This window comes from Xanthomonas sp. NCPPB 1062 (assembly GCF_041481705.2).
GTDB classification, from domain to species: domain Bacteria; phylum Pseudomonadota; class Gammaproteobacteria; order Xanthomonadales; family Xanthomonadaceae; genus Xanthomonas; species Xanthomonas euvesicatoria.
The window spans coordinates 427,151-443,108 of the sequence record NZ_CM192987.1 but is presented as its reverse complement, the minus strand read 5'-3'; the positions used below and the strand labels follow the sequence as shown (position 1 = coordinate 443,108).

Here is a 15,958-nt window from a genome sequence, read left to right as displayed (position 1 = left end):
GCACGCCCGATCGATTCCCTCCGCCCCTGCCAGGGGCGACAATAGCCTTGCCATGACCAGTACTTTCGATCCCCGCCACGTCCGGCGCGCCTTTGCGCGTGCCGCCAGCACCTATACCGCCGCCGCCGCGCTTCAACGCGAAGCGGAAGCCCGCCTGCTCGAATCCCTCGACTACCTGGGCGAGCAGGTGCCCAAGGTGGTGCTGGATGTCGGCGCCGGCCCCGGCCATGCCAGCGCTGCAATCAAGAAGCGCTGGCCCAAGGCACAGGTGATCGCGCTGGATCAGGCCATGCCGATGCTGCGCCAGGCGCGCAAGGCCGCAGGCTGGTGGAAGCCGTTCACGCAGGTATGCGCCGATGCGCGCGCGCTACCGGTTGCCGACGGCAGCGTGGATGTGATCTTCAGCAATCTGTGCCTGCAGTGGGTGGAAGACCTGCCGGCCGTGTTCGCCGGTTTCCGTCGCGCGCTGCGCCCGGGCGGGTTGCTGCTGTGCTCCACCTTCGGCCCGGAAACGCTGATCGAATTGCGCGAGGCCTTTGCGCAGACCGACCCGGCCCCGCACGTCAGCCGCTTTCCGCCGATCGCCCAATTCGGCGATGCCCTGCTGATGTCCGGGTTCCGCGACCCGGTGCTGGACCGCGACCTGTTCACCCTGACCTACAACGACCTGCCCGCACTGATGCGTGAGCTGCGTGCGATGGGGGCAACCAATGCACTCAGCAACCGCCGCGCCACCCTGACCGGACGCGGTCGCTTCGCGGCCGCCAGCGCGGCTTACGAACCGCTGCGGCGACCGGACGGCACCCTGCCCAGCTCCTGGGAAGTGATCTACGCCCATGCCTGGGCACCGGCGCCGGGCGCGCCCATCCGCGAACACGGGCATGAGGTCGCCAGCGTGCCGGTCAGCGCCATCCCGATCCGCCGCCGCATCGACTGAACGGCGGTGCAGAACGCCGGTCCGCGCGCATCCACTGCCGGTGAGACACAGCGTATTGCGCCCATGCCACTGCTCAGCGGTCAGGCTCGGCGGTGACAGTTGCTAGAATTCTGAAGTGACCGGCCGCACTTCCTTCGTTGCGGCTTACCTTGTTCGATGGTGGCTACCGGCACGACGCAGCAGTGCTGCGTGCGTTTCTTGGCAGCCACTCTCACGTTTGCGGCCCCCCGCCCCCAATCGGCCTCCCTCATGTTGAAGTGGCTCCTCATCGCGCTGTTCATCGCATCGGCGCTCTACATCCATTATCGCGGTCGCGTGCGGCACCGGCTCAGCCGGCAGTTGCTGGACCATTCCACCTTCATGGCCCCCATCAACACACTGATGTACCTGTGTTCGCGGGTGCCGACCACCCCGTTCATCGACCCGGGCAAGGAATTTCCCGAGCTGGCGCCGCTGCGCGCGAGCTGGCCACTGATCCGCGACGAAGCGGTGGCGTTGCAGCAGATGCAGAAGATCCGCGCTGCCGAAGGCTATACCGACATCGGCTTCAATTCGTTCTTCCGGCGTGGCTGGAAGCGCTTCTATCTGAAGTGGTACGGCACCGCGCATCCGTCTGCCGCCGAATTGTGTCCGCAGACCACCGCCTTGCTGAAATCCATTCCCACGGTCAAGGCCGCGATGTTCGCCGAGCTGCCGCCGGGCAGCGAACTTCGCCCGCACCGCGACCCGTTCGCCGGCTCCATGCGCCTGCACCTGGGCCTGGCCACACCGAACGACGACCGTTGCTTCATCGACGTCGACGGCCAGCGCCACAGCTGGCGCGATGGCGAGTGGACCATGTTCGACGAGACCTATATCCATTACGCGCGCAACGACACCGACCAGGACCGCATCATCCTGTTCTGCGATATCGAACGCCCGATGCGTTGGCGCTGGGCGGCGGCGGTGAACCGCTTCGTCGGCCGCAGCCTGCTCTCGGCCGGCGCCTCGCCCAATCAGGAAGGCGACAAGACCGGCGGCATCAATCGCGTGTTCCGCTATTTCTACGCCGCCCGCCTCAAGGCCAAGGCGCTGAAGGAACGCAACAACCCGCTGTACCAGGTGCTCAAGTGGAGCATCTTCATCCTGGTGGTGGTCGGGATCGTGTTGCTGTAATTCCCGCCTACCCGCGTAGAAGCGCACCCGGGCGCGAGCGTCGTCGTCGATAACGCTTCATCGCACCCAGGTGCGCTGTTACGCAGCGCTGGTCGATGCGCTCAGCGCGATACCTGCGCAATCCATTCCTGCAGGTTGTAGTAGTTGGTCACGCGGGTGATCGTGTCGCCGCGCACGTCGAAGAACGCACCGCCCACCAGCACATAGGTCTGCCCGTTGGCCTCCGGCAGGCCTTCGTCGGTGGTGTGATAGACGCCATGCACCACGTACTCGGCACCGACCCGGGTGCCATCGTCGTTGGCGATGACGACCACATCGCGCAATTGCTCGCGGTAGCTGTCGTTCATGCGCTGCAGGAACGCGGCGAATGCGTTGCGGCCGATTTCGCGCGGACCTTGATTGAGGTCGTGGGCGACGTCCTCGGCCAGAAACGCCAACATGCCGTCCCAATCGCCACGGTTGAATGCTGCGTAGTAGGCCTGCACCAGGCCAATGGCGTGTTGCCGATGGGTCTCGCTCATGCTCGAACCTGCCCGCTGGGAAAGCCGCATCATAGGCCTGCGGTCACGGCCCTTGCACCACCAGATCGCGGTGGAAGTAGTACACCTCCTGTAACAGGAAGCGCCAGCTGGTGTGGAAGCTGCGAAACCGCGTGCTCGGCGTGGACGAAGCCAGCGCGTCGATACCCAGTTCCTGGCTCAGCCGCAGCGCGCGCGCCATGTGCAGTGGGTCGCTGACGATGATCGCCCGATGCAGGCCGTGCCGCTCCATCAGCGTGCGCGCCTGTTCCAGGTTCTGCCGGGTGGTGCGCGAGGTGGTTTCGATCACGATGGCTTCCGGCGGAATGCCGTGGCGCAGCGCGTAGCGTCGGGCCACCTGCGATTCGGCAAAGCGTGCGCCGTTGCCGAAGCCACCGGTGAACAACAGCCGCGGCGCGTAGCCCTGCGCGTACAGGTCCAATGCGTGCCGGATGCGTTCTTCGAACACCGGCGAAGGGCGCGCATCGTAGGCGGCCGCACCCAGCACGATGATCACATCGGCCGGTGCGGCCTGATCGCGGTCGCCGATCCACACGATCCAGCCTGCCACGGCCACCAGCCAGATCAGCGCCAGCATGCACAACCGCCAGCCCCAGCCCCACAGGCCGAGCCCGCGTGAGCGCCTGCTCACGCCGCGGCCCAAGGCAAGGCATCCAGATCGACATTGCCGCCGGACAGGATCAGCCCCACCCGCCGCCCGGCAAACCGTGCCGGCTGGGCCAGGACGGCGGCCAGGGCGATCGCCGAAGACGGCTCGACCACTTGCTTGAGCAACTGCCAGACCAGCCGCATCGCCTGGACGACCGCCGCATCGTCCACCGTGATCACCTGTGCCCCGGCGCGCTGCAGCACTGCGAAGTTGGGCGCGCCCAAGGTGCCGCGCAGGCCATCGCAAATGGTGTCCGGCACGAAATCGACCAGCCGCTGCCCGGCCGCCAGCGAACGCGCGGTGTCGGCTGCGCCGGCCGGCTCGGCCAGTACCAGCTCGCAGTCCGGCGAGGATTGCAGCGCCAGTGCGGCGCCGGCCGCCAGCCCACCACCGCCGACCGGCGCCACCAGCACATCCAGCCCGCCGCTTTGGTGCAGCAGCTCCAGCGTGGCGGTGCCCTGCCCGGCGATCACTGCACGATCGGTATACGGGTGCACCAGCGTGGCGCCGCTGCCGGCCTGCACCTCGGCGCACATCTGTTCCCGCGCCGCGATGGTCGGCGCGCAACGCCACAACGTGGCGCCGTTCCGGGAGATATTGGCCAGCTTGGCCGCCACCGCGCCCTCGGGCACCACCACATGGCAGCCGATGCCGCGCGTGCGTGCGGCAAGCGCCAGCGCCGCGCCGTGGTTGCCGGAGGAATGCGTGACCACACCATGCGCAGCCAGCTCATCCGGCAGCGACCACACGGCATTGCAGGCACCGCGGAACTTGAATGCGCCACTGCGCTGCAAATGCTCGGCCTTGAAGAACAACTGCGCACTGCTGAGCGCGTCCAGACTGTGCGATGTCAGCAACGGTGTCGGCGCGCAGTGCGGCGCAATCCGCGCAGCGGCCTGCAGGACGTCGGAATGGGCAAGGGGGACCGTCTCGATCATGCCTGCAAGATTAACGTATCGCCTCCTCTTCACGGGTCGCACGCAGTGCCGCCGCGCATGCTGGATCGATGACAAAGCGTCGCAATGCCGCACAATTAAGGACCGATTCAATGCATCGGTTCGACAGTGGCATCATGGTTGCAGGAGGGCACCATCCATGAAATTCCGTCTGATCTTCGCCGCCGGGCTCTTGGCCCTGGGCGGCTGCGCAACCTACGACTACACCGGCGGTGGGTCGGGCGGCTATTACCGTGGTGCGCCTGCCGTGCAGTATCGCTATCCGCCCGGCTACTCCCCGTACTTCTACGGCAATCCGTATGGTTTGCCATATGGGTATGGCGCCGGGTCGATCGGCCTGTACGACTACCCTGTGTATCCGGTCTATCGCGGTGGTGGCGGCTACTACTACCGGCAGTACGATCGCCGTCCGCAGTACCGTCCGCCGCGCCCGAACGGCTCGTTCAACAATGGGCAGCGCCCCGGCGGCTCGCGGCCGCAGCAACCCAATCGCCCGCCGGCAACCGGCGCGCCGCCGTCGCGGCCGCCACCGCGTATCGGCGCGCCGCCGCGCGTCATTCGCGAGATCCAGCGGCAAACCGCGCCGCGCAACACACGCGAACAGATTCCGTGAGAGGCTGACTGCGACCTGGCCCACACTTGGCGACATTGGGGGCTTGCGTTCAGCTGACGATTGGCCGCAAGCTAGGTGCTCTGTGTGACCCGCCACGTCATTTTTTGACCGGGCCAGCCCCACTGACGACTTATGTCGATGTCCGACAGGGAAATCTGGATCCCCCCTGTTCCGGCCCTGTCGGATATCGGCGCCTACAACACAGAAAGCCCCGGCATGCCGGGGCTTTCTGTTTTTGTTTCGATGGTTGCCAAGCAGGCTGCAGCGGAACGGGCGCGTGCTCCATTTCGCAGAAACCTTAAAAAATAAGGGTCGGCAGTCCCCCGACTACCGACCCTTACGCTACCCCATCGCACGCGCGGCTGGCCCCTGTTCCAATTCCAGCCTTTGCGCCCATGTCGCAATGCCACGACGGGTGCAGTAGGGATATCCGCACGAAACATGCCAACTTGAGGGTCACTTACGTAAATTGTGATTTTCATCACAATTTATAGCGAACGAGTGACCTCGCCCGCCCTTCAGCCGATACTTTCGCGGCCGTTTTCCTTTTCCCGCTCCTGGTCCACGCCCATGTCCGACTCCTTCTATCGCTACGACGTCATCGTGATCGGTGGCGGTCATGCCGGCACCGAGGCCGCCCTGGCGTCTGCACGCACAGGGGCGCGCACCTTGTTGCTCACCCACAACATCGAGACGGTGGGCGCGATGAGCTGTAACCCGGCCATCGGCGGAATCGGCAAGGGCCACCTGGTCAAGGAGATCGACGCACTCGGCGGGGCGATGGCACGCGCCGCGGATCTGGCCGGCATCCAGTGGCGCACGCTCAACGCCTCCAAGGGGCCGGCAGTGCGTGCCACGCGCTGCCAGGCCGATCGCAACCTGTACCGCACTGCGATCCGCTGCATCGTCGAGGCCCAGCCCAACCTGACCGTCTTCCAGGCGGCAGTGGACGACCTGATCATCCACAACGGCACGTCCGAAGCCGACAGCGTGCGCGGCGTCATCACCCAGACCGGGCTGCGTTTCCAAGCGCCTTCGGTGGTGCTGACCGCCGGTACGTTCCTGGCCGGCAAGATCCATGTCGGCGAAACCCAGTACGCGGCCGGGCGCATGGGCGACCCGCCGGCCACCACGCTGGCCGCGCGCCTGCGCGAGCGCCCGTTCGCGATCGACCGGCTCAAGACCGGCACCCCGCCGCGGATCGACGGGCGCACCCTCGATTACGGCGTGATGGCCGAGCAACCCGGCGACGACCCATTGCCGGTGATGTCGTTCATGGGCCAGGTCAGCGACCATCCGCGCCAGGTCAGCTGCTGGATCACCCAGACCACCGAACAGACCCACGAGATCATTCGCAACGCGCTGCACCGCTCGCCGCTGTATTCGGGGCAGATCGAAGGCATCGGCCCGCGCTACTGCCCGTCGATCGAAGACAAGGTGGTGCGTTTTGCCGAGAAGACCAGCCACCAGATCTTCGTCGAACCCGAAGGGCTGGAGGTGGCCGAGATCTATCCCAACGGTATTTCCACCTCGCTGCCGTTCGATGTGCAGCTGGCGCTGGTGCGCTCGATCCACGGCTTTGCGAACGCGCACATCACCCGCCCCGGCTACGCCATCGAATACGACTTCTTCGACCCGCGCGGGCTCAAGGCCTCGCTGGAGACCAAGACGGTGGGCGGGCTGTTCTTCGCCGGGCAGATCAACGGCACTACCGGTTACGAAGAGGCGGCCGCCCAGGGTTTGCTGGCCGGACTCAACGCAGCGCGCCACGTGCAGGGGCTGCCGGCGTGGTCGCCGCGCCGCGACGAGGCCTACCTGGGCGTGCTGGTGGACGATCTCATTACCCACGGCACCACCGAGCCGTATCGCATGTTCACCAGCCGCGCCGAATACCGCTTGCAGCTGCGCGAGGACAATGCCGATGCGCGGCTGACCGGCGTCGGCCGTGCGATGGGCCTGGTGGACGACGCGCGCTGGGCGCGCTTTGCGGCCAAGCAGGAGGCCGTGCAACGCGAAACCGCGCGGTTGTCGACGCTGTGGGCCACACCGGGCAATGCGCTGGGCCGCGAGGTGGCCGACGCGCTGGGCGTGACGGTCAGCCGCGAAACCAACGTGCTGGATCTGATCAAGCGCCCGGAGCTCAACTACGCCACCTTGATGCGGGTGCCCACCCTGGGCCCGGGCGTGGACGATGCGCAGGTGGCCGAGCAGGTCGAGATCAGCGTCAAGTACGCAGGTTATCTGGATCGCCAGCGCGATGATATCGCGCGTCAGCAACGCCACGAAACCACGCCGATCCCCGAAGGGTTCGATTACGCCAGCGTGCGTGGTCTGTCGATCGAGGTGCAACAGAAACTCGAACGCGTGCGTCCCCAGCACATCGGCCAGGCACAACGGATTCCCGGCATGACGCCGGCGGCGATCTCGCTGCTGCTGGTGCATCTGGAGCGCGCGCGACGCAGCCAGGTGGCGTGATCGACGCGACGATCGCTGCCCGTCGGCAGCGATCGCCGGGCCATCCATCCCTCTGAAGGCAGCAGTGAGCGCGCCAGTCATCGCGAAACGATGGCGTGTGCCGATTAGCGAACATGCGGGCGAGCAAAGGCGACCTGAGCCGACCGAACGGTCGAAGCGGACTCAAGCGTTATTGCTATGATTTGCCAACGACGACACATTTCGACACATGAACGCATCTCGCACGTTATTGCCGGCGATGTTTCGCAGCGCCTGCGCCCTGCTGCTGTTGACCCTGGCATGCAGTTGGCCGGCGCATGCCAGGACCGAAGAAGACGGGCGTTACTGGCTGAGCGTCTATGCGCAAGGCAAGCTGCCGGTCGAAAACCTGTACTGGAGCATGGATGTGCATCCGCGCTGGCGCGAGGAAGGCGAACAGTTCGATCAACTGATCTTGCGCCCTGCCGTGTTCTATCGGCTCAATCCCAAGGCCAGTGTCTGGATGGGTTACGACACCATCATCAGCCATCCGGCCGGGCAGCCATCCAACCGCGAAAATCGCTGGTGGGGGCAATTTCAATATCAATTCGATCCGATCGCCGAGATCACCATTACCAGCCGCACGCGCCTGGAACAGCGTCACCGCGAAGGCTTCAGCGATGAAGGGTATCGCGTGCGGCAGATGATCCGCGCGGTGCGCCCCAGCGGGTTCAGTCCGCAATTGTCGTGGGTGGCGTTCAACGAAGTGTTCGTCAATCTGGATCAGACCCGATGGGGCGCACAACGCGGTCTCGATCAGAACCGGGTGTTTGTCGGCATCAACTGGAAATTCAATGCCATTGCCAACGCCGATGTCGGTTACCTGAATCAGTTCGTCAACACGCGTACGGTGGATCGGGAAAACCACGTCCTGATGACCACGTTCCGCTTCAATTTTTGAGCATCACGTGCGCGTGGGCCAATGCAGGGCGAAGTTGAAAGCGCTGCGTTCAATCGACCCCGGCGCCATGCTGACTGGTTTCGATAGGACCTGCGGGTTGCCGACGAGCCACCGATGACGACCGTGACGGTTCGCGTGGTGCACAGCGCCCTTGGCGCCCACACAGCTGCCGGCGCACGGCTGCACCCAGGTGTTCTTTTTGCGAGGCGAGCCCGCACGCGGTGACACACGCCCCGACGCTGCAGTGACACCGCCACAGGTGCGGCAGCGCGTGCCTCGGCACGGCTGCCGCAGGCTGTCAGGCGGCCCTGCGTTCGATCGCGGGCAGCAGGCGCTGGCGTAGCGTCAACGCCGCCAGGTCCAGCGTTTCACCGGCGGCACGCAAGACGCTGCCCATGTTGATGAAGCCGTGGATCATGCCCGGGAAACTATGCAGGGTGACCTCCACTCCCGCCGCACGCAGGCGCTCGGCATAGGCGCGGCCTTCGTCGTACAGCATGTCGCGGTCGCAGACCACGACCAGCGCAGGCGCAACGCCGGCGACATCCGGCGCCAGCATCGGCGAGACACGCCAGTCATTGGCCACCGCCATATCCGGCAGCAGATGGCGGTTGAAGAATTCCACCGCTGCCGCAGTCAACGGTGGCAGGCCGGCATTGAGCGAGCGCGATGGATACACGCCGCTGTCCTGGCGCGCGTCGGTCAGCGGATAGACCAGCAGCTGGCAACGCAAGGCGATGCCGGCATCGCGCGCGGCCAGTGCGGCAACCGCGGCCATGGCGCCGCCGATACTGTCGCCGCAGACGGCAAGGCGCTGCACATCGGCGCCGACCGTGTCCGGGTGCGCAACCAACCAATGCAACGTCGCGATGACATCTTCCACGCCGGCCGGCGCCGGATGCTCGGGGGCCAGACGGTAATGGATCGCCAGCACCTGACAGCCAGCACGCGCCGCCAGTTGCCGGCACACATCGTCATGCGATTCCAGATCGCCCACCAGACCGCCGCCGCCGTGCACGAACAGGCAGGTCGGGGCCGGGCCGGCCGCGACCCCCGTGGGGCGGTACAAGCGCAAAGGCACTGCACCGGTGGCGGCGTCGGCCTGCAGATCGCGTACCTCGGCCATCTCGATGCGCGGGAAACCGAACTGCGCGCCCACCGCGCGCATCATCGCGCGCGCGCCTTCGATCGGCAGGGTTTCCATGGGCGGCTGCGCCGCCTCTTGAAGCTGGGCGAACAGACGCACGACATCAGGATCAAACGACATGACGAACTCTCCGATAAGCGATGGTCGAGCTTGCCAGATTGTTATGAACCATCACTATTCAAATCGTTAACCAGTACCGACGAAAAAGGCCGGTGGGCCGGACACGCACGCAAAAAAGCCCAAAATTGCTGGAGAAAGTGGCCGCACACGCGCAGATTTGCCGCTCGGCGATGTCGCAATGACTGCAGCGTGCGCGGTGAATTTGCTGCGCTGCATCGCAACCAATGCGGTGCTGCTGCGGCCTGGCGGCCGGCGCAGCGGCCTGTTGGCGCTTCCTAGTCGTTGTCTTCGGCAGCCGCTTCGCGGCCTTGCTGGCGAATGAGGTTTTCCTGGCGCGCATCTTCGATCGAGGCACGGACGGCGCGTACATCGGCGCGGCGGGTGTCGAATTTGAACCGCCCGGTGAGCACGCTGTCCGGGCGCAGTTCGCCCTTTTCGAACAGCGCCCACATCTCTTCGCCGTAATGGGTGTCCAGCAGCTCGGGCGCGAAACGGCCCAGGCGGTCGCGCAGGTTGTGCACATCGCGCAGCAGCATGTCGCGCGCGGCATTGTTGCCAGCGGCACTGACCACCTGCGGAAAGTCGATCACCACCGGGCCATCGGGCGAAACCAGCACGTTGTATTCGGACAGATCGCCGTGCACCAGGCCCAGCGACAGCATCTTGACCACATCGCCGATCAGGCTGGTGTGGAAGGCGCGCGCCTGCTCGGGTTCCAGGTCCACCTCGCCCAGCCGCGGTGCGCTGTGGCCGGCGTCATCGGTGACCAGATCCATCAGCAGCACGCCATGGAAGTAACCGCGCGGTTTGGGCACATGCACCCCGGCATCCACCAGTTGATAGAGCGCGTCGGCTTCGGTGTTCTTCCAGGCGGTTTCGGCTTCCTTGCGGCCGAACTTGGTGGCCTTGCCCATCGCGCGGGCCTGACGGCTGCCACGCACCTTGCGGCCTTCCTGGTACTGCACGCGCGCCTGGAAACTGCGCTGCGCCATGTCCTTGTAGACCTTGGCGCACAGGATCTCGGCGCCTGCGCTCACGACGTAGACGGATGCTTCCTTGCCGCTCTTCAGTGGTCGCAACACTTCGTCGATGACGCCGTCGTCGATCAGCGGCTGCAGGCCGTTGGGGGTTTTCATGGACTAAGCGCACCGATCCGTCACAAACCAGCGGCGATTATGCGGCAAGCAGGGTGAAGCGCTTACATGCCCACGCACAGAGTGTGAGCCGGGGCATGCCATGGCGCGAGCGCTTACCATGCACGGACCTGTCCGCTGCCGCACTCCTATGCCCGAGCCCGCCTCCAGCCGCCGCAAACGTCCCGCCACCGTGGTTGCGGCCGGCAGCGATCGCGGCCTGCCGCATGAGCTGATGCAGCAGATCGCCGCCGCCCAGGGCGATCCGGACTTCATGACCTCGCTGGGGCGCGGGCTGGTGGTGCTGAGCGTGTTCGCACAGCATGCGCGCGAAGTGACGATGTCGCAGATCAGCCTGGAAACCGGCATCTCGCGCGCAGCCGTCCGGCGCGTGCTGCATACGCTGGCCAAGCTGGGCTATGTGGGCGAGCAGGGACGTGGCTACGTGTTGCTGCCGCGCGTGCTGGGCATCGGTGGCGCGTACGCGGCGTCTTCATCGATGACCGCGGCCGCACAGCCGGTCCTGGACGGCCTGCGCGACCAACTGCACGAATCGTGTTCGCTGGGCGTGCTGGATGGCGACGATCTGCTGTACGTTGCGCGGTCGGAAACGGTGCGCATCATGTCGATCGGGCTGCGCCCGGGGACGCGGCTGCCGGCCTACTGCACATCGATGGGGCGGGTGTTGCTGGCTGCGCTGCCCGGCGACACCTTGCAGGCGTATCTGGAACGCACCACCTTGCGTCCGCGGACCGACCGCACGGTGACCCAGGCCTCGGCGCTGCTGGAGGTGCTGGCGCGCACGCGCCGCGAAGGCATGTGCCTGACCGATCAGGAACTGGAAATCGGCCTGCGCTCGATCGCCGTGCCGGTGCGCAACCTGCGCGGCGAGGTGATCGCCGCGCTCAACATTGGCGCCCAGGCCGGGCGGGTGAGCCTGCAGACGATGCAAACGCAGTTGCTGGAACCGCTGAAGCAGGCGGCGCAGCGGCTGGGAACCTTGCTGAGTTAGCGCAGCACCTTGCGTTGGCGCGGGCGTCGCTCGCGGGGCATCCGACCTGCCCCTGTGCTGCATAAGCGCTAGTGGCGCAGTGGTGGCTGGCAGAGGTCAAAAGCAATCGCGTCCACGCATTGCGCGCGTGCCCGACGTGCATGCGAGGCTGCACATCGCAAAGCGCCAGGCCAGGCCTGTTCGAATTGATCGCCACTTGCTGTTGCACGCGTCCCGACCCAGGCGGCAAACAAGACGTAGCGAGCAGTCGGCAGATGGATGCGGATGACGCACAGGAACCGCAATGCACGAGGTTGCAATGCCGCACCGGGCACCGACCACGCCCGCCTGACGGCCGCGCAGTCTTTTGTTGACGGCTCCTAGCGCGGCCGGCGCAGAAAGCTCACTACCGCATCCACCCACGCCGCGTGGCTGTCTTCGACCTGGGCCACGTGGTCGGCGTGCGGTAGGGTCACCCAGCTGCGATCTTCGCTGCGCAGGCGTGCGTAGAGATGCGCGTTGTCTGCCTGGGTGGCGATCGGGTCGTCGACGCCGCGCAACAGCAAGACCGGCACCGTCGCGACTTGCTCGGGGTGGAAGGCGAACTGCTCCATGGCGCGCCAGTCGGTGCGCACCGGGTCCGCTGCCAGCGCCTGGGCGACGTAAGCCGCACGCACACCCGGTGGTGCCGCATTGGCGGTGATGAAGTCCTCACCGGCCGCAGCGGCCGTGGTGGGTGCGCGCAAGGGCCGATCTGCCGGAACCGCCGGCGCGGGCGCTGCATCCACGTCATCAGGGAAGCCAAACAACACCAGGGCAGACATCGCCTGCGGTTGCTGCTGCGCGAGCAGCAACGCCACCCGCGCGCCGTTGGAATAGCCCAGCAATGCCGGCGGCGGCAGGCCGGGATGGGTCTGCGCGACCCAGGCCAGCACATTGCGGACATCGGCCACTGCACGGGCGGGCGTATTCCAGCCCGTGCGGTCGCGTGGGCTGCCGCCGTAGCCGCGCAGATCCACCGCATACGCGGCAAACCCGGCTTGCGCGAGCGCTGCAAGGACAGAGCGCGCGTCACGCGGCTCGCCAGGCACCTGCAAATCGAAGTTGGGCAATGCGCTCCAGGTGCGGCCGTGCACCAGCACGATCGTGCCACGTGGCTGCGCGGGCACGCGCGACCACACGGTCAGCGTCTGGCCATCGTCGGTACGCACCCGCGCCGACACGGTGCCGGGGCCGGGCTGCGGTTGTGCGTGCAGCGCCGCGGTTGCCAATGACACCACCAGCAGGCAGACCAATCGATGCAGCATGCAATGTCTCCGGTTGCGGTGGGTTGAGCACGACCAACACGCGTGTGCGCGCAATCGGCAGGCGATTTTGGACGGCGCACCAGGCGCCGCAGTGTACGAGTGGTCCCCGCCGCACCGGGTACCGAACACGCGCGCCGGACGCTGAGCGCAGTCGGTTTGCCCGCCGCCCGGAGACCACTCTTACCGCGGTTGCGCCGCCGAGGCTGCGCCGGCGTCGGCCGCTTGTTCTTCCAGGATCGGCCTGGCCAGCGCGAACGCGTGGTTGGCGGCCGGCACGCCGCAGTAGATCGCCGCCTGCAGCAGCACTTCCTTGATCTGCGCAGGCGTGACGCCGTTGTTGCGCGCCGCACGCACGTGCAGCTTGAATTCTTCGTCGTGGCCTAGCGCGATCATCATCGACAGGGTGATCAGCGAACGGGTGTGGGCCGGCAGGCCGTCGCGGGTCCAGATGCTGCCCCAGGCGTAGCGGGTGATCAGGTCCTGAAATTCTTCGGTGAATTCGCTACGCGCGGCCAGCGCACGGTCGACGTGCGCATCGCCAAGGACGCGTCGGCGTTCGCGCATGCCGGCTTGATAACGTTCGTCTTCGTGCATGGGGTGTCCTTGCAAGGTGGGAAAGCTCACTGGCCCTGAAGAAAGCCGAGCACCGCCTGGTTGAACGCGGCCGGCGATTCCAGGTTGCAGATGTGGCGGCCGGGCACCTGGGCGTAATGCCCGTCCGGCGCGGCATAGGCGATCTCGCGCAGGTCAGGCGGCGGGCACACCGGGTCGTCGTCGCCGGCCAGCGCCAGCAGCGGCAGGCTTAGCCCGTCCAATGCGCCGCGGAAGTCCGCATCGGCCACCGCCTGGCAGCAGGCGATGTAGCCGGCAGGCGAAGTGGACACGAAGGCAGCAGCGATCATGTCCAGGCGCTGCGCATGGCTGATGGCAAATTCGGGGGTAAACCAGCGCTGCAGCGTGGCATCGATCAGCGTCGGAAGGCCTTCGCTGCGCACCTGTTCGATGCGGGTTTCCCAGGTGGCGGCACTGCCGATCTTCTGCGCGGTGGCGCACACCACCAGCCGGCGCAAGCGCTGCGGTGCATGCAGGCCCAGCCACTGGCCGGTGAGCCCGCCGATCGACAGGCCGCAGAAATCGCTTTGCGCGATCTCCAGCGCGTCCCACAGTGCCAGCACGTCCTGACCCAGGTCGGCGACGCTGTACGGGCCGGGCGGCGTCTCCGAATACCCATGGCCGCGGCGGTCGTAGCGCAGGATGCGGTAGTGCGGAGCGAAGGCTTCGAGCTGCACGTCCCACATGTGCAGATCGGTGCCCAGCGAATTGCAGAAAGTCAGCCAGGGGCGTCCTTCGGTGCCGTCCAGGCGGTAGTGCAGGCGATGCGTGGGCAACTGGAGATAAGCCATCGAGGCACCGTCAACAGGAAGAAGATCCAGCCAGCACGCGGTCGATCCACACCGAGGACATGCCGCGCCAACTTGCGCTATCGAACACTGCCTGCAGTTGCGCGTGCGTGAGCACCGCGCTCACCTGCGCGTGCTCGCCAAGCACCTCGCGCAAATGCCGTTGCTGCGCCTGCGCGCGCAGCGCTGCCTGTTCCACCAGGGCGTGCGCCTGCGGCTTGCCCAGGTGTGGCGCAAGCGCGAACACGGCCGCCTCGGCGTAGAGCAGCCCGCCGTGGCTGTCCAGATGCGCCTGCATGCGTGGGCGATCCAGTTCCAGACCCGACAGGCACAGCTGCATCTGCGCCAGGCTACCGGCGGTGAGGCAGACGATCTGCGGCAAGGTGTCCCACTCGGCATGCCATTGCCCGGCTGCGCGCTCGTGCGGCTGCGCCATGGCGCTGAACAAGGTGGCGACCAGGCCCGGTACGCGTGTGGCCGCAGCCACGGCTGCCACGCTGGAGACCGGATTGCGCTTGTGCGGCATCGCCGAGGAGCCACCTTTGCCGGCGGCGGCCGGCTCGAACGCTTCGCCCACCTCCGTTTGCATCAGCAACACCACATCGCCGCCGATCTTGCCCAGCGTGCCGGCCAGCAGACCGAAGGCGCAGCCGACCTCGACGATGCGGTCGCGCGCGGTATGCCAGGGCAGCGCGGGCAGCGGCAACGCCAGGGCGCTCGCCAGCGCCTGCGCCACTTCCAGGCCACGGCCCTGCAACGAAGCCAGGGTGCCGGCCGCGCCGCCGAACTGCAGCACCAAGGCATCGTGCCGCAAGGCGTGCAGGCGCCGCTGCGCACGCTGCAGGGCGTCCAGCCAACCGGCGACCTTTAGCCCGAAGGTGACCGGCACGGCCTGCTGCAGCAGGGTGCGACCGAGCAGGCCGGTGTTGCGCTCGCGTTCGGCCAGCACCGCCAGATCGGCGCACAGGGCGTGCAGACGCGGCAGCAGCAGATCGAGAGCGGCGCGCAGCTGCAGCACCATGCCCGTATCGATGACGTCCTGGCTGGTGGCACCCCAGTGCACCCAGCGCGCGGCGGCGTTGTCGTGCGCGGCCACCTGCGCGGTCAGCGCCTTGACCAGCGGAATGGCGGGATTGCCGGCCAGCGCCGTGGCCTGCGCCAACGCGGCCAGATCGTAGTGCTGCACATCGCAGGCAGCGGCAATGGCCTGCGCGGCCTCGGCGGGAATCACCCCGCACTGCGCCTGGGCGCGCGCCAGCGCCGATTCGAACTGCAGCATCGCCTGCACGCGCGCGGCATCGTCGAACAAGGCCTCGCACGCAGGCTCGCCGAACAAGGATCCCAACAACGAAGATGTCGCACTCATGCATTGCATCTCTAGGCGAGCCGGCAGCATCGCACCGATGTACCAAGGTGCCAACTAGACCAAAGGGCAATGCATCGGGCGCGCCTGGCACTGCCGGGATGATGTGGATGAGGCCATGCGTGCTTGCGCTGCGTGCACGCGAGTGCACGTGTGCGCCTGCCTGCCACGATGCGCGCTGCCCCGGATGCATGTGCGTGAGGCGTCACGGCGCACTGCTTGTTGCCGGAGATACCCTGGCGATGTTTCGGCAG

At 66.7% G+C, this 15,958-nt stretch carries 16 protein-coding genes and 1 other RNA gene; 7 read left to right on the top strand and 10 right to left on the bottom strand.

Annotated features, from left to right (window positions below):
- Positions 1-52 precede the first annotated feature (52 nt).
- Positions 53-937 (top strand): malonyl-ACP O-methyltransferase BioC, encoded by an 885-nt coding sequence (bioC, locus tag ACCQ16_RS01905; RefSeq protein WP_029818399.1) that lies wholly within the window; start codon positions 53-55, stop codon positions 935-937.
- Positions 938-1,186: 249 nt separating this feature from the next.
- Entirely contained in the window at positions 1,187-2,092 is a 906-nt protein-coding gene (gene lpxO / locus ACCQ16_RS01900; RefSeq protein ID WP_008578114.1) for a lipid A hydroxylase LpxO, read from the top strand.
- 101 nt (positions 2,093-2,193) lie between these two features.
- On the opposite strand, the gene ACCQ16_RS01895 is transcribed toward lpxO, so the two are convergent.
- The 3 genes from ACCQ16_RS01895 to ACCQ16_RS01885 are packed head-to-tail and all read right to left on the bottom strand — an operon-like array spanning position 2,194 to position 4,218.
- Complete coding sequence (locus ACCQ16_RS01895) at positions 2,194-2,613, bottom strand: ketosteroid isomerase-related protein (protein ID WP_005912741.1); 420 nt, start codon at positions 2,611-2,613, stop codon at positions 2,194-2,196.
- Between the two features lie 43 nt (positions 2,614-2,656).
- The gene (locus ACCQ16_RS01890; protein WP_005912742.1) at positions 2,657-3,274 is read right to left on the bottom strand and encodes a YdcF family protein; all 618 of its coding nucleotides are present in this window, start codon (positions 3,272-3,274) and stop codon (positions 2,657-2,659) included.
- On the bottom strand, positions 3,259-4,218 hold the full coding sequence (locus tag ACCQ16_RS01885) for a pyridoxal-phosphate dependent enzyme (protein WP_008578111.1): 960 nt from the start codon (positions 4,216-4,218) through the stop codon (positions 3,259-3,261). The genes ACCQ16_RS01890 and ACCQ16_RS01885 overlap by 16 nt, the downstream gene beginning before the upstream one ends.
- 157 nt (positions 4,219-4,375) lie before the next feature.
- Between ACCQ16_RS01885 and ACCQ16_RS01880 the strand changes: the two genes are divergently transcribed.
- The 4 genes from ACCQ16_RS01880 to ACCQ16_RS01865 all read left to right on the top strand — a co-directional run bounded on the left by ACCQ16_RS01880 (position 4,376) and on the right by ACCQ16_RS01865 (position 8,243).
- On the top strand, positions 4,376-4,849 hold the full coding sequence (locus ACCQ16_RS01880; protein ID WP_005912746.1) for a hypothetical protein: 474 nt from the start codon (positions 4,376-4,378) through the stop codon (positions 4,847-4,849).
- A 132-nt stretch (positions 4,850-4,981) separates the two neighbouring features.
- Entirely contained in the window at positions 4,982-5,158 is a 177-nt protein-coding gene (locus ACCQ16_RS01875) for a hypothetical protein (RefSeq protein WP_011346080.1), read from the top strand.
- 261 nt (positions 5,159-5,419) lie between these two features.
- Positions 5,420-7,324, top strand: coding sequence for a tRNA uridine-5-carboxymethylaminomethyl(34) synthesis enzyme MnmG (gene mnmG / locus ACCQ16_RS01870; protein WP_372380185.1), 1,905 nt, complete (start codon positions 5,420-5,422; stop codon positions 7,322-7,324).
- A gap of 238 nt (positions 7,325-7,562) precedes the next feature.
- A complete protein-coding gene (locus ACCQ16_RS01865; RefSeq protein ID WP_031420787.1) occupies positions 7,563-8,243 on the top strand; it encodes a DUF2490 domain-containing protein in 681 nt (226 codons plus the stop codon).
- Positions 8,244-8,541: 298 nt separating this feature from the next.
- Here the strand turns inward: ACCQ16_RS01865 and ACCQ16_RS01860 are convergent, their stop codons facing one another.
- Positions 8,542-9,510 (bottom strand): alpha/beta hydrolase, encoded by a 969-nt coding sequence (locus ACCQ16_RS01860; RefSeq protein ID WP_029818396.1) that lies wholly within the window; start codon positions 9,508-9,510, stop codon positions 8,542-8,544.
- A gap of 275 nt (positions 9,511-9,785) precedes the next feature.
- On the bottom strand, positions 9,786-10,646 hold the full coding sequence (locus ACCQ16_RS01855; RefSeq protein WP_372380184.1) for a PA4780 family RIO1-like protein kinase: 861 nt from the start codon (positions 10,644-10,646) through the stop codon (positions 9,786-9,788).
- Positions 10,647-10,794: 148 nt separating this feature from the next.
- Here ACCQ16_RS01855 and ACCQ16_RS01850 point away from each other — a divergent pair, with 148 nt between their 5' ends.
- Positions 10,795-11,655: an IclR family transcriptional regulator domain-containing protein gene (locus ACCQ16_RS01850; protein ID WP_014089115.1), complete on the top strand. Its 861-nt coding sequence runs from the start codon at positions 10,795-10,797 to the stop codon at positions 11,653-11,655.
- A gap of 224 nt (positions 11,656-11,879) precedes the next feature.
- Here ACCQ16_RS01850 and ACCQ16_RS01845 read toward each other — a convergent pair.
- The 5 genes from ACCQ16_RS01845 to ACCQ16_RS01825 form a co-directional block, all read right to left on the bottom strand.
- Positions 11,880-11,954, bottom strand: a non-coding RNA gene (locus ACCQ16_RS01845) — sX9 sRNA.
- 60 nt (positions 11,955-12,014) lie between these two features.
- A complete protein-coding gene (locus tag ACCQ16_RS01840) occupies positions 12,015-12,941 on the bottom strand; it encodes an alpha/beta hydrolase (protein WP_127171875.1) in 927 nt (308 codons plus the stop codon).
- Between the two features lie 180 nt (positions 12,942-13,121).
- A complete protein-coding gene (gene pcaC, locus ACCQ16_RS01835) occupies positions 13,122-13,535 on the bottom strand; it encodes a 4-carboxymuconolactone decarboxylase (RefSeq protein WP_008578104.1) in 414 nt (137 codons plus the stop codon).
- 26 nt (positions 13,536-13,561) lie between these two features.
- Positions 13,562-14,344 carry a 3-oxoadipate enol-lactonase gene (gene pcaD / locus ACCQ16_RS01830; protein WP_029818393.1) on the bottom strand — a complete coding sequence of 261 codons (783 nt, stop codon included), beginning with the start codon at positions 14,342-14,344 and terminating at the stop codon, positions 13,562-13,564.
- A gap of 10 nt (positions 14,345-14,354) precedes the next feature.
- Positions 14,355-15,707 carry a 3-carboxy-cis,cis-muconate cycloisomerase gene (locus ACCQ16_RS01825; protein ID WP_372380183.1) on the bottom strand — a complete coding sequence of 451 codons (1,353 nt, stop codon included), beginning with the start codon at positions 15,705-15,707 and terminating at the stop codon, positions 14,355-14,357.
- Between the last annotated feature and the right edge of the window lie 251 nt (positions 15,708-15,958).